Origin of the sequence: Kordiimonas lacus (assembly GCF_001550055.1) — a bacterium.
In the GTDB taxonomy this organism is placed as follows: domain Bacteria; phylum Pseudomonadota; class Alphaproteobacteria; order Sphingomonadales; family Kordiimonadaceae; genus Kordiimonas; species Kordiimonas lacus.
This window is the reverse complement of sequence record NZ_LRUA01000006.1, coordinates 239,239-251,943: the sequence shown is the minus strand read 5'-3', so window position 1 is coordinate 251,943 and position 12,705 is coordinate 239,239. Positions and strand designations below refer to the sequence as shown.

Annotated in this window: 11 protein-coding genes; 3 read left to right on the top strand and 8 right to left on the bottom strand. The window is 53.2% G+C overall.

Annotated elements, in window-relative coordinates; all coding sequences use genetic code 11:
- On the top strand, nt 1-483 hold the full coding sequence (locus KORLAC_RS09310) for a hypothetical protein (protein WP_068305777.1): 483 nt from the start codon (nt 1-3) through the stop codon (nt 481-483).
- 582 nt (nt 484-1,065) lie between these two features.
- The gene (locus KORLAC_RS09305; protein WP_068305775.1) at nt 1,066-1,896 is read left to right on the top strand and encodes a flagellin; all 831 of its coding nucleotides are present in this window, start codon (nt 1,066-1,068) and stop codon (nt 1,894-1,896) included.
- A gap of 121 nt (nt 1,897-2,017) precedes the next feature.
- Here the strand turns inward: KORLAC_RS09305 and pseC are convergent, their stop codons facing one another.
- The 7 genes from pseC to KORLAC_RS09270 form a co-directional block, all read right to left on the bottom strand.
- Nucleotides 2,018-3,217, bottom strand: coding sequence for a UDP-4-amino-4,6-dideoxy-N-acetyl-beta-L-altrosamine transaminase (gene pseC / locus KORLAC_RS09300; protein ID WP_068305773.1), 1,200 nt, complete (start codon nt 3,215-3,217; stop codon nt 2,018-2,020).
- A gap of 13 nt (nt 3,218-3,230) precedes the next feature.
- Entirely contained in the window at nt 3,231-4,268 is a 1,038-nt protein-coding gene (gene pseB / locus KORLAC_RS09295; RefSeq protein ID WP_068305771.1) for a UDP-N-acetylglucosamine 4,6-dehydratase (inverting), read from the bottom strand.
- A gap of 72 nt (nt 4,269-4,340) precedes the next feature.
- On the bottom strand, nt 4,341-6,338 hold the full coding sequence (locus KORLAC_RS09290) for a hypothetical protein (RefSeq protein WP_082714594.1): 1,998 nt from the start codon (nt 6,336-6,338) through the stop codon (nt 4,341-4,343).
- 19 nt (nt 6,339-6,357) lie between these two features.
- Nucleotides 6,358-7,587 carry an ATP-grasp domain-containing protein gene (locus KORLAC_RS09285; protein WP_082714593.1) on the bottom strand — a complete coding sequence of 410 codons (1,230 nt, stop codon included), beginning with the start codon at nt 7,585-7,587 and terminating at the stop codon, nt 6,358-6,360.
- Nucleotides 7,565-8,293 carry a 3-oxoacyl-ACP reductase family protein gene (locus KORLAC_RS09280; protein WP_074519305.1) on the bottom strand — a complete coding sequence of 243 codons (729 nt, stop codon included), beginning with the start codon at nt 8,291-8,293 and terminating at the stop codon, nt 7,565-7,567. Before KORLAC_RS09280 ends, KORLAC_RS09285 begins: the two co-directional genes overlap by 23 nt.
- Nucleotides 8,294-8,306: 13 nt before the next feature.
- Nucleotides 8,307-9,278, bottom strand: a complete 972-nt coding sequence (locus KORLAC_RS09275) for a transketolase family protein (RefSeq protein ID WP_068305763.1) — start codon at nt 9,276-9,278, stop codon at nt 8,307-8,309.
- Entirely contained in the window at nt 9,271-10,077 is an 807-nt protein-coding gene (locus tag KORLAC_RS09270; RefSeq protein WP_082714667.1) for a transketolase, read from the bottom strand. Before KORLAC_RS09270 ends, KORLAC_RS09275 begins: the two co-directional genes overlap by 8 nt.
- A gap of 225 nt (nt 10,078-10,302) precedes the next feature.
- On the opposite strand from KORLAC_RS09270, the gene KORLAC_RS09265 reads away from it, so the two are divergent.
- Nucleotides 10,303-11,511: a class I SAM-dependent methyltransferase gene (locus KORLAC_RS09265; protein ID WP_082714592.1), complete on the top strand. Its 1,209-nt coding sequence runs from the start codon at nt 10,303-10,305 to the stop codon at nt 11,509-11,511.
- A 9-nt stretch (nt 11,512-11,520) separates the two neighbouring features.
- Here the strand turns inward: KORLAC_RS09265 and KORLAC_RS09260 are convergent, their stop codons facing one another.
- A complete protein-coding gene (locus tag KORLAC_RS09260) occupies nt 11,521-12,693 on the bottom strand; it encodes a polysaccharide pyruvyl transferase family protein (RefSeq protein WP_068305756.1) in 1,173 nt (390 codons plus the stop codon).
- Nucleotides 12,694-12,705: the final 12 nt, after the last annotated feature.

Sequence of the window (12,705 nt, the reverse complement as noted above, 5' to 3'; positions counted from 1 at the left end):
ATGCCGCTCGACAACCCAAAGCTGCCAACAGATAAAGCGGACGATCGCCCTACTCTTTCGGGACACAGTGCGCGCCTGGCCAAGCTGACCATCCTGCTGCAGGACCTGATCCGCCAAGAAACCGAACTGCTTCAAGATCGCCGCCCCCAGGAGGCAAAGCGCCTACATGGGGAAAAAAGCCGTCTGATGGCTGAATACAAGGAAACCATCGGCAAGCTGAAGGTGAACGAGTATCAGTTGGGTGAAAAGGATTCTCGGGACCGCAAATACCTGCGTCAACTGACCGACGGACTCAGGGAGACAATCCGCGACCACGCACGCGTGGTGCTGCGGCTGAAATCGGTTACTGAAGGACTGATCCGTAGCGTTGGCGAAGAAGTATCCAAAAAGAACAGCCCTGTTCTTGGATATGGCCGCAATGCATCCATGCGCGCGACGGGCCCGGCCAAACCGACTTCGCTAAGCCTCAACCAGGTCATCTGACCTCGGAGGCTGCGACATGCAGGTCAACACCGCACATCCCATTCCAAACTCAGGCGCTCAGCTTGCTAAGGTAGCCCTCCCCCATTCTCTGACACGTCTCGCAGTCCCAACAGCCTTTCTTAGTGAATTGCTGCGGACTGCCATACGCCAGCCTCATCTACAGTCGCTCCAATCAACCGGCGAACCACTTCGTCCTATTACCTTCGTTCCCCTGGCAGGTCTGTCATCGGGTGCGTCATCCGGTACAACGTCCAGGGGTAAAGGCCGTAAGAAGAAATCCTCAACCGCTTCTGGCGATGATGCTCTTGCGGGGCTTATCGGCCGTCGCTGAGACCGGCGAAATCTGCCCAATCTCCTCTTTCACCCAGATCCACCCGGCAGAAACTTCTTGCCCCCATGCTGCAGCCCTGCAGATTCCCGCAGGTCGATTTTTGCCCCTAAGACGAGCCCGCAATACGAAATTAGTAAAAGTATTTATATTTCAGTGTGTTACATGAAATTAAAAATTGGCACGCCTGTTGCAAAGAAAGGGGAAAGCCGAGAGATCGGTTGGGTAAAAACGTCATGAAAAGGAGAGGTTAAATGACCTTTTCAATTAATGTTAACGCTAGCGCACTTGACGCGCTTCGCAATCTGAACGCCACCAGCAAGGATCTGGAAACTACCCAGACCCACATTAACACTGGCCTCAAGATTTCGTCTGCAAAAGACAACGCAGCTGTCTTCTCAATCGCGCAAAAGTTGCGCGGTGACCTGAAAGGCCTGAACGCTGTTAAACAGTCGCTGGACCGTGGTATCTCTACTGTAGATATTGCCCTAGCTGCATCAGAAGCTATTTCCGACCTCCTCCTGGAAATGAAGGAAAAAGCCGTAGCAGCCGCCGACCAGGGCCTCGACAGCACCAGCCGGACAGCCCTGGCAGAAGACTTTTCCGCCCTGCGCGACCAAATCACGACCATCGTGAATAACGCCGAATTCAATGGCTCCAACCTGATTGATGGTGGAACCGATGCAATTGTGGCCATCACGAATGCTGACGCAACACAAACGCTGACTGTGGATCACCAGGATCTGACACTTGGCAGTGCCAACATCCCAATTTCTGCGGCCCAGAGCATCGCAACGCAAACGGCTGCTGCTGCTGCTGTTGTTGACCTGGGTGACGCGATCAATAACCTGAACTCCGTACTGACACAACTTGGTGCAGGCTCAACGGCACTTGAGCAAAACCGCAGCTTCGCCGGCAAACTAGCTGACGTTATCGAAGTCGGCATCGGCAACCTGGTTGACGCGGACATGGCCAAAGAAAGTGCGAACCTGCAAGCCCTGCAAGTGAAGCAACAGCTGGGTATCCAGGCACTCTCGATCGCCAACCAATCACCACAGTCCATCCTTTCCCTCTTCCAGGGCTAATGATGGCACTCATTCATGACGTAATTGCCAGCGTTGTTCCCGGGCTTCAGCCTGAAGCCCGGGCCTCTGCAGGTCCATCTTGTCGTGATCTTCTATTACTGGTCGCCTGAACCAGTTGCCACTAGCGCAGAACCTTCCCCAGGCACGCAACCACACGCACAACATCGTCATCCGACATCGCCGGAAAAATTGGCAAGCTCAGGACACGCTCATAATAGCGCTCAGCACCACTAAAGCGCTGCTTTCCATATAGCTTTTCATAATAAGGCTGCGATGAAACGGGAATATAGTGCACCTGCGTTCCGACCCCCAGCTCAGCCAAGTCTGCCATCACCGCAGCTCGATCCCTGCCCTGACTCCTGAAATCAATAAGAACAGGATACAGATGCCAGGCAGACTCGGCCGTGTGCGTTCTGGAAACCGGCACAAGGCTGTTCAATTGGGCTTCGAATTGACGGTCATAAAGCTCGGCAAGTTCACGGCGCCGTGCAACAAAACCATCAAGTTTAGCCAGTTGACTTAGCCCCAGTGCGCACTGCAAGTCTGTCGCCCGGTAATTATAGCCCAGTTCCTGCATTTCATAGTACCAGGGGTTGGGCGCCCCCGACCCTTCAGAAAAACCGGATTCTACCTGCTGCCATGAGGCCGGATCACGAACCATGCCCTGACTGCGTAGAATTCTCAGCCGTCCGGCCAGATCTGGATCAGACATTGTCACCACACCACCTTCACCCATCGCGATGGACTTCACAGGGTGCAATGAGAAACAGGCCATATCCTCAAACTGGCCATCCCCTGGGGCGCCTACCAGGGCGCCCTTGTATGTAGCGCCCAGTGCATGACAGCAATCTGTCACCACAGCGGCACCATGTGCACGGCTCACCCGTTCGATAGCCTCGATATCCACACACTGGCCATTCAGATGCACCGGCAACACAGCCTTGACCGGCTGGCCGGCACGCGCGAAGGCTTCTTCGAGGGTGTCGGCAGTCAACAAGCCCGTATCGGGGCAAACGTCAGCAAACACAACATCTGCGCCCGCCATGCGAGCACCATTGGCCGTGGACAGGAAAGTTACCGTTGGCACGATGACCACGTCGCCTGGACCGATATCCAGGCCCATCATCGCAAGATGGAGAGCCGTGGTGCCATTTGAACAGACAACCGCTTCCCTAGCGCCCACCTTGGCAGCAAAGGCAGCCTCAAAAGCATCAACCTTTGGGCCACAGGTCAGGGCGCCATTCTTGAGCACATCCACGACTGCGGCGATATCATCGTCGTCTATCTGATGCCTGCCATAAGCGAGAAAGGATTCCGACATTGAAGTCCACCTACTATTGCCCACCTTCTGGAATGGTCTCTAGAACTGCTTTCAGCTCCTCAACGGTCATCCAACTGTCGTTTTTGTCACTGACATATTCAAATCCTTCAGACATGACAGGATAACCTTGCTCGGAAAGCATGGGCCGCGACCAGAAACTCCACTCTGGTTCAATAACGTATCGGTCGCCCATATCAACGGTGTTCCGGGCATTGTGTTCGGTGATCATAATCTCGTGCAATTTTTCGCCTGGGCGGATGCCCACAATCTTCTGCGGCATGCCTGGCGCAAGGGCTTCGACAAGATCCGTAATCTTCATGGACGGAATCTTTGGCACAAAGATCTCGCCGCCAACCATGATGGGCAAGCAAGACAGGGTGAAAGCAACGGCTTCTTCAAGAGTAATCCAGAAGCGTGTCATCCGCACATCGGTAACCGGCAGTTCCGATGCCCCCTTTTTGACCAGATCCCGGAAGAATGGAATCACGCTGCCCTTCGAGCCAAGTACGTTCCCGTAACGCACCACAGCAAATCGGGTGCCTGTACCGGATGCCAGGGAATTGGCCGCAACAAATATCTTGTCAGAGGCAAGCTTACTAGCCCCATACAGATTTATCGGGTTTACCGCCTTATCTGTCGACAAGGCGATTACCTGCTTCACACCAGCCCGGATCGACGCCTGCACCACGTTTTCAGCACCAATGACATTGGTTTTTATGCATTCAAACGGGTTATACTCTGCCAAAGGCACCTGTTTCTGCGCTGCGGCATGGATCACCACATCTACATCGCGCATCGCCATGATCAAACGTTCACGATCACGGACATCACCAATGAAGAAGCGGACTTTTTTCTGCTCTTCTGGTGTCAGTGAATATTGTAGCTGAAAATGATTAAATTCACCCCTGGCAAACACAATGATCCGCCGCGGATTATGAGCAGCCAGAAGTTCGTTCAGCAAGGTCCTGCCGAACGAACCAGTACCGCCAGTGATGAGAATTGACCGCCCTTCGAGATCACATTTTTCCCCGCTAAAGGTCGATGTCACCATTGGCTGTCTCCTTGTACCTGTGCCTCATATGCCTACCATCCATTGTGGTACACGGGAAGAATTCTTTTTATGCTATAATAAATTACGGGTTTTTCCCAAAGTAATCCGAATGTGGTGTCGAAGCGGCGACATCCTGTCCGCCAGCCCGCTTGGAACCATTCGGCTGGTTTCATCAAGCTCATCAATGCTAATGCAGCCACGGATGAAATTCCGCCCCCTGATGGTCCTGCTTTCTATCATGCCGAGCCCTGCACAGTCTGCCCGGTCCATATCAAGCCTGACGTAGGTCCTGTCATCGCCCAGAAACAGGCACCCTCCTGACATACCAAGTGCTGTAGAAGCGGAGACGAGCCGCGAAACAGCCTTACCATGATTAATCTCCTGTACTCCTGCACTGCAACTCAGCGGAAAATATTCAAGGTCCTCGCCACCGTTATGACAGGCATAAAACAGGTCTGGCTCGGAAAAATAGTCCGGGTTTAGGGTGACAAAGCCCAACCTTGATACGCCGCGTTCAATGGTCAAATCAGACAGATCATAACGAATGGTCAGCGACTGTTCCGAAGGGCAAAAAATGATTTCCTTGGTCAGCTTGCCTGCACCTGTATCCAAAAAGCCCTGAATGACAACAGCGTTCGACGCTTCCTGCCAAAAGACATCATGCTTCACACGGCCGAGATCCGTAATCTTGTGGGCATGCCTTGGTTCGTGCACGAGATGGCCGCTGTAAAAATCAGCGCCATAAGCAATGTCTTCGAAGAAGCCATGCTCGAGCGTGCCCAGTACACTCGACTTGTCCAGTTTACCCGAAAGCGACAAATCTGCTGGACCAAACCCGAAAGACTGGATCGCCAATCCACGATAACTGTTGAGTACCAGATGAACCCCCTCCGCCTCTATTGCGGTGAACCTGCCTGACTGTCGGATCGAGATCGCTTCCGGTACTTCTGCTTCCATATTCGCTTCGGCATAGGAAGCCTGCTCGCTTTCTACTGGAAGCCCCTCAAGAAGAGATTGCCAACGCTTGTCGGTAATGTGCGTTCGGAAATCGCTGGCCCAAAGTTGAAGCAGTGCTTCCCAGTCAGCGTCACTTCCTCCAGCGTTCAGGTCCATAAATTTACGCCAACAAAGCGTGTTCAGGCGGGTGTCATCACGGCCCGTTACACCCCAGCGCGTCAAGTTGTACTTTCGCTGTTTTTTTACTGGCACCGGCACCTGGCTGGTTTCCAAACGAATGGGCGCAGTTTCAGGCTCAAGGTGCCTCAAGGCTTCAGATGGCAGAACCAGCTCTACGTCCTCGTTCGCCTTGATGCTTTCCAACAGAATACTGATGCATTCAAACTCTGCCCCACCAAGACTGGCTTCGCTGTGAAACCGGCCCGGCCGATAATCAAAAATCTCCGCATCACTGGTATATATCGGGATCGCCTTGGCGCCCTTTACTATCAGGTCCGAGAGAAACTCGAAATATTCCTCCACAGACAATTCGCCGTGGATATAGCGTTGGAATTTCTGGAATGCGATTGCATCGGACCATAACACAGGCAACCTGACCCCGGCCGCTCCTTCAAGCATCTGGGGGCGGTCAGCCAATGCTCGCGACCAATTGGGGTTATGGCTTGCTGGCTCGGCCCAATCCATCATCACTGCTTTATAACCAGCGGCCTGATAAAGCGGCAAAATGCCCTTTGAATAGGCCTGTTCATTCACCAATGCTACTTCTGGTTTCGCGCCCAGCAAGGCATCATAGTCGCGCAGTCCGTATTCCAGGTTTCTGCGAGTAAGCTCCGGCGGAACCAGTGGTGCAATGATCTGGCAAAAGCCACTGCCGATCAGCTCCACCTTTCCTTCAGAAATCAGGTGCCTGGCGCAATCAATCCATTCAGGTGCGACCTTTTTGATGGCCCGAAGAGTGTAGCCAGTTGCTTCCAACCCGATCGGGATGCCCGCTTCAGCGAGATCAAGCAGCGGCCGGTAGCAGCGGTCAACAACGGTTGGGTGCTCGCCCTCATCGATCGAGGAAAAGGCCAGGTTCAGGTGAAACACCATATAAAGTGACGATCTGGTCATACCCTTTTCAATCGCCCAATCAGCGCTTGGTTACAAGTCCGAAAACGGTAAATGCTTGATTTGCACAGCTTATTGCCTCTTCCCGGCTTACGCCAGTAGCTTGAACCATTGCGACCGACGCAGCTGCATTTTCGGCTTCAGCCACCATATCGCCTTGCTCCACCCAGCATTCGAAAGCCAGAACACCTTCGAGGGAGAGTATCTTGTCGCGCGACCCCAGTGAAACGACCTGGCCTGCCCCGGGAATTAACCACCGGGAACAAACATGTCTGTCGGCTTTCGCCTGGTAGTCAGCAGGATCAAGCTGCATTCCCAAAGCTAGTCGTGCGCATGCCTCAACAAGGTAGACATCTGTTGAAAAGGGAATCTGGTGGGTACAGAAATAGCCGCCCGACAGCCTTGCCGCCACCTCGATGATATAAGGCTCACCGCCATGAAGAACGATGTCTCCCTTCAACACACCATTCTCAATGCCAAGGCTACGCGCAGCGTCGCCAATAAGGGTCCAGATTGCATCTTTTTCACCCTGTTTCGCTTTGGATGGCATGTCGCCACCGTTCTCAACGAGAAAAGGTGCATACTTTTCCAGAAACTCATAGTTGCGGTCAGACAGGGCTGGAGTAATTGCCTGACCTGCAATAATGACACTTTCGCTACTAACCTGGGGACCCTCGAGAAATTTTTCTGCCATAACACGGCCGGAAGGCGATGCTGACAGTGCGTGCTCGAAAGCCCAAACACCATCACCACCACGCTCCAGCAGGCTGACCCCTTTTGACCCGCGGCTGTCAACCGGCTTTACAACAACGTGGCCCCATTCCTCGGCTAAATTTTCAAGCGCTTCAGGGTTGGCAACTCGCGCATACGGAGGAACCTTTACGCCATATTCCTCAAAGCGAGCTTTCATCGCCAGCTTGTCTACGGTCAGGTCGGCCGCTGAAACCGGAATATGGGGCGTGCCCAGAACTTCTGCGATACGGGCTACGATATGGGGCACATCACAAGCCAGGCACATCACGCCATCCAGCGGTAATTTGGCATGAAACCGCTTTACCGCAGGCAGGCAATCATCCAGATGGTATACGCTGGCCTGTATCCGATGATCTGCCACGCTGAAGCCGGGTGCTGACGGGTCCATATCGCATACGACCAACTCCAGCCCCATGCTTTTCAGTTGCTCAAGCCCGCGAACAGCCTGTCGACCACCGCCCAAAACCAAAAGCCTTTTAGTCAAAATACATTCCACCATTCAGGTTGATGGTCTGGCCCGTGATGTATGCGGCCTCATCTGTAGCCAGGAAACTCACTGTCGCCGCAATTTCCCTCACATCGGCCAATCGACCGACAGGGATCCCAGCAACCTTTTGCTGGCCATCCGCACGGTTCAGTTCAGCCTTGGACATATCGGTTTCTGCAAGCCCCACCGCAATTGCGTTGGATGTGACACCCTTTTCTGAAAAGAGCTTCGCAAGCGACCGGGTAAAGTTGATCTGCGCGGCTTTTGCGGCTGCATAGTGCACCTGATTCAGGCCGCCCCATTGACCGCCGATGGACGAGATATTGATGATCCGGCCCCAACCGCCATCTATCATATGCGGCAGCACCTCCTGAGATAGAATGAAGTTCGATTGCAGATTGGTTGCCAACATCTGGCTCCAGTCATCGTCAGTGATCTCGAAGAAAGGCTTTTCCTGCGCAATGCCTGCATTATTTACCAGGATATCGACTTTGCCCAAAGCCGCTTCAACTTTGTCCAGCGCAGCTTTAACGTCACCACGAGAGGCAACATCGAGCTGAACTGGCATTGCGTGATCATGGCCATCACAAACCGCGTGTGCTTCCGCATCATTCACGCGGTATCCAACCGCGACCCGGTAGCCGTCCGCCATGAAGCGTTCTGCAATTCCGCGTCCAATGCCACGACTAGCCCCTGTTACAAATGCAACCTTTGGCATTTGACTTTCTCCGTTATTGGCTTTTCAGGATGTCACGGCATGCCTGTGCAACGGCACCAGCATCAATCCCGAACATGGCCGGAAGGTTTGTATGTTCACCCGACTTTCCGAACCTGTCCTTTACACCGACGAACCGCATTTTGGCCGGGTGGTGCTCCGCAAGGCATTCCGCAATCGCACTTCCCATTCCCCCAAGAACATTGTGGTCTTCCGCAGAGACAATGCCACCGGTTTCAGCTGCTGCTGCCACAACTTCATCGCGGTCAATTGGCTTGATGGTGGACATATTAACCACCCGTACGGAAATACCGTCAGCCTCAAGGGCTACCGCGGCATCAAGGGCACGCGGAACCATCACTCCTGTGGCAAACACAGTCACATCCTTGCCGTCCCGTATCCGATGAGCCTTGCCGATGGTGAAGTCATGATCTTCGTCATAAACCACTCGGGTAGGACTACGACCTATCCGCATGTACACAGGACCTTCATGATCCAATATAGCGGCAAATGCTTTCATGAATTCATTCGCATCCGCCGGGCTGATCACCGTGACGTCCGGGATGGCGCGCATGGTAGCCAGATCTTCAAGCATTTGAGCGGTCGCACCGTCCGGGCCCACATCTAGGCCGTGGTGAGAGCAGCAAAGCTTCACATTTCGTCCTGCATAGGCGATCGCTGTACGGAACTGTTCGTGCGCCCGCATGCAGCCAAAGGCCGCAAACGTTGACACAACAGGGATCAGGCCCGTATCGGCTACACCCGCCGCAGCAGCCATCATATTCTGTTCGGCAATCCCGAACTGCATGACTCTGTCTGGCCTGGCCTGAATGAGTGGTTTTGCGCCAGTACCCCCAGCGACATCGGCGTCCAAGAATACCCAGTCTGCGCGAGTTTCGGCCATATGGACCAAAATACGCCCAAAGGCATCGCGCACAGATACCTCTTCGCCCGGGCCCCAGTATGAAAGAATGGATTGATCAGTCATTGCCCAGCTCCTTCAACGCATCTTCCAGCTGCTGGTCTGACATCGTCACGCTACCATGCCAGAAAAGTTCACCCTCCATAAAGGAAACACCTTTACCCTTGATTGTATCCGCCACCATGAAGGTCGGCTTGCCTTTTGTTGCCTTGGCCTCATCAAATGCTGCTTTCAGGGCGCTGATGTCGTGCCCATCAACATCAATGGTGTGCCACCCGAACTGCGCCACTTTTGCGGCTACGTCACCCAGGTCGAGCTGCACCTTGACCGGCGCGTCACCCTGCAGCTTGTTGGCGTCATAGATTGCAACCAGGCTATCCATTTTATGATGCCCTGCCGCCATGATGGCTTCCCAGGTATTGCCTTCCTGCAAATCGCCATCGCCCAGAATAACATGGGTGCGGAAATCTTTATTCTGGTACCTACCGCCCATAGCCATGCCCAGTCCCTGGCTCAGCCCCATGCCGAGGGACCCAGAGGGTGCATCAATGCCGGCTATTCTGAAGTCTGGGTGACCTTCCATGTCGCTATCAATGTGGCGCAAGCCAAGGACATGCTCTTCCGAAAAGTACCCTTTCATAGCCAAAGCGGCATAAAGGGCCGGGCATGCATGCCCTTTCGACAGGATCAGTCGATCACGGTCAATCCAATCCGGTTCATCAGGCTTGACCCGCATGATCTCAAAATACAGGGCCGTCAAAATATCTGCGACAGACAGGCTGCCTCCAGGATGGCCCGAGCGCGCCGAATGTATAGCGCGCAGCGATAGCGCCCGCAGTGCAGTCGCCGTTTCTTCCAGCCCCATATGCATCAGTCTTTCTCTTTCAGCATTCAATTTGTCCTACGGCACAAAGCCGTAGAATCCTCATGTTTGGTTATCGTGAATTTTTATTAAGCATTTTGCATGCCATTTTTAGCCGCTTGAGCGCAGTTAAGGCGCCCCCATCGCAGCGTAACCAAACATAATGTTCGTCCAGCTATAATCGACTAAGCTATTTACGTCATTGAAAAACTTTGCTTATGTTACCGAATGACCAAGAACAAATTACCCACTGAAAACACCATCCGGCGGTCCTGTTTCATCTGCGGCTCAACCCAAGGACCGGTGTTTCTTGACCGAACGATGGATGTGCTTGGCGTTGGTCGTCAGCGTATGGCCTACAGGGCGTGTGAGGGCTGTGGACTTGTTCTTCAGGACCCGGCAGTACCTCATGACACAATGCTGACGTACTACCAGAACTATTCGAATTACACGAATGCCGGCCGGGATGGCGCCCCTTCCGAACGCAAGACCTTCATCGTCGAAGATCAGTTGAAGTATGTCGCTGGAAAAAAAACAGTCCCAGGCAAAGCGTTCCAAGTAGGGTGCTCTGACGGATACACCCTCAGCCGGTTCAAGGCTGGTGGGTGGCAGGTTTTCGGGTGTGATCCCTCAGCATCCGCCATCGATATCGGCAGGAAACAATGGAGAGTGGAAGCCCGTCCCGGGGATTTCGAGAGCTATGTTCCAGATACTGGCGAAACCTACGACCTGTTCATCCTTACGCATGTGCTGGAACATATTTATGACCCTGTAGAAGCCCTCAGGAAAGCAGCATCGATGCTGAATGATGATGGCATCATTTTGGTGGAGGTCCCACTTCTGACAGACCCCGAGCATTTGATTGAGGGGTATTTCACCTTTGAACACATCAACTATTTCTCACATGCGTCGCTGACCAATCTTTTGCAGATTTCCGGTTTCAGCCTGATCACCGAAATCGAAGACGACTATGAAACGGATCAATATCCGGTTCAGCGCTTGCTCGCTCAAAAATCTGACAGAAAGAAGAAGCCTCTTCTTAACGATTTCAAATGGTCACAGAAAGTGCTGGCCGATTTCGAGGTTTGGGAAAGAAACCAATGGCAGGCGCGGCTTGACAAGGCGCTAGCACGGAAAGATCCAGAGCAAAGCATTGTGATTTGGGCCGGCGGGCTGCATACGTCCCAACTGTTTTACTACACTGAAATTGCGGAACAGACCGCTATTGAGGCGATAGTTGATAACGATAGCCAGAAATGGGGGAAATGCGTTCATGGAGTGACCGTGATTTCGCCCGACACCTACTGGAAATCCCACCAAGATACGCCGATCCTGATTTCGTCACGTGCCAGCGAACAGGAAATCGCCAGCAGCCTTCGTGAGAAGGGTGTCGAAGACGGGAAAATCCTGACCCTGTATGATCCTGACCCTGTATGATAAAGACGCCTAACAGCCTTCTGGCCAAATTTGGCATTCCTCATACCCTTCATAAAGCCCGGACTTGACCCGATCAAATGCACGCTTTTGTTGCGCCTGGATTGCATTCCTGCGCTTGAAAAAGTCCTCGATGCGCGACTGGATTTCGGACCGCCCGGCGGAAAGAGCCAGAGGCTGGTCGGCATCGATGTCTTTGCATGCATTGCCTGCGTTTTCGTTTTCACTGATACCCAGCACGGGTACGCCAGAGGCCGCTGCGAACAACATGGAATGTCGGCGAATACCGATCAGGCCACAGGTTTCCATGTAGAACTTGTTGTAACTGTCAATATCAAGCCATTCCTCCTCCACAAACTCGAAGGGCGTTCGAGAGGCAATGTCTTTCAGAATCGTCCGGTCATCGCAGTAAGGGGCGTCAATTCCATAATAGGCATGAGGGATACCAAAAGGCTCATAGCCCTGATCACGTATCGCCTCGCAAACCCAAACCATCTTTTCCAGATACTGCTCATAAGCCAGCCCGGCATAATCGGCATGAATATGACGGACGGATACCGCAACCTTGTTGCCCTTCAACGGCGACTGCCCCCATTCAAGGGCAAACGCAGGGTCGGCCAATACATAGATATTTGGGTTCTGGCATCCAATCTCGCGTAGGTAGTCAAGTGATGCCTGGTCACGAACCCCAACAGATGTACAGCTATCAACCATGAACCGAACCGATGTAGCGCCCCGTTCAGTCTTGAGGCGAATGAATGTCATGGCATAGATATGAACCGGAACACCCAGAAATTTGGCCAAGGTGACCAATGTCGACCAATAGGCAAGCGGCCCGCGCATAACACCGTCTACATAGTCAACCAGCAGTCGCCCTCCGCCAATAACCAGCCCACTGGATTGCCGTATTGCGTCCGTAAGGGCCGTCAGGTGACTGCTGGCGTCACCAACGTTGAAGCCGCGGAAAAAGCGCCCCCTGCTCTGCTCTTTGTTTCCGAATTCGAAATTCTCCAGAATTTCGTCCGCGCCATACCGGTCTCTCAGGACATCAAGCTTGTGACGAGACAGAAGCTTCACGTCCAGCCCCTTTTTCCTGGCGAGACTGGAAAAGAGCTGAAGCATGGCATAGTCACCAACATTCTTGGTGTCATATCCACCGGATAAAACCAGATACCTGGACCCCATACCTTACCCCTT

Excerpts from the sequence above, each read along its gene's own strand:
- KORLAC_RS09310 (WP_068305777.1), top strand. The coding sequence starts at position 1 with ATGCCGCTCGACAACCCAAAGCTGCCAACAGATAAAGCGGACGATCGC.
- KORLAC_RS09305 (WP_068305775.1), top strand. The coding sequence starts at position 1,066 with ATGACCTTTTCAATTAATGTTAACGCTAGCGCACTTGACGCGCTTCGC.
- pseC (WP_068305773.1), bottom strand. The coding sequence starts at position 3,217 with ATGTCGGAATCCTTTCTCGCTTATGGCAGGCATCAGATAGACGACGAT.
- pseB (WP_068305771.1), bottom strand. The coding sequence starts at position 4,268 with ATGGTGACATCGACCTTTAGCGGGGAAAAATGTGATCTCGAAGGGCGG.
- KORLAC_RS09290 (WP_082714594.1), bottom strand. The coding sequence starts at position 6,338 with ATGACCAGATCGTCACTTTATATGGTGTTTCACCTGAACCTGGCCTTT.
- KORLAC_RS09285 (WP_082714593.1), bottom strand. The coding sequence starts at position 7,587 with ATGGTGGAATGTATTTTGACTAAAAGGCTTTTGGTTTTGGGCGGTGGT.
- KORLAC_RS09280 (WP_074519305.1), bottom strand. The coding sequence starts at position 8,293 with ATGCCAAAGGTTGCATTTGTAACAGGGGCTAGTCGTGGCATTGGACGC.
- KORLAC_RS09275 (WP_068305763.1), bottom strand. The coding sequence starts at position 9,278 with ATGACTGATCAATCCATTCTTTCATACTGGGGCCCGGGCGAAGAGGTA.
- KORLAC_RS09270 (WP_082714667.1), bottom strand. The coding sequence starts at position 10,077 with ATGGGGCTGGAAGAAACGGCGACTGCACTGCGGGCGCTATCGCTGCGC.
- KORLAC_RS09265 (WP_082714592.1), top strand. The coding sequence starts at position 10,303 with ATGACCAAGAACAAATTACCCACTGAAAACACCATCCGGCGGTCCTGT.
- KORLAC_RS09260 (WP_068305756.1), bottom strand. The coding sequence starts at position 12,693 with ATGGGGTCCAGGTATCTGGTTTTATCCGGTGGATATGACACCAAGAAT.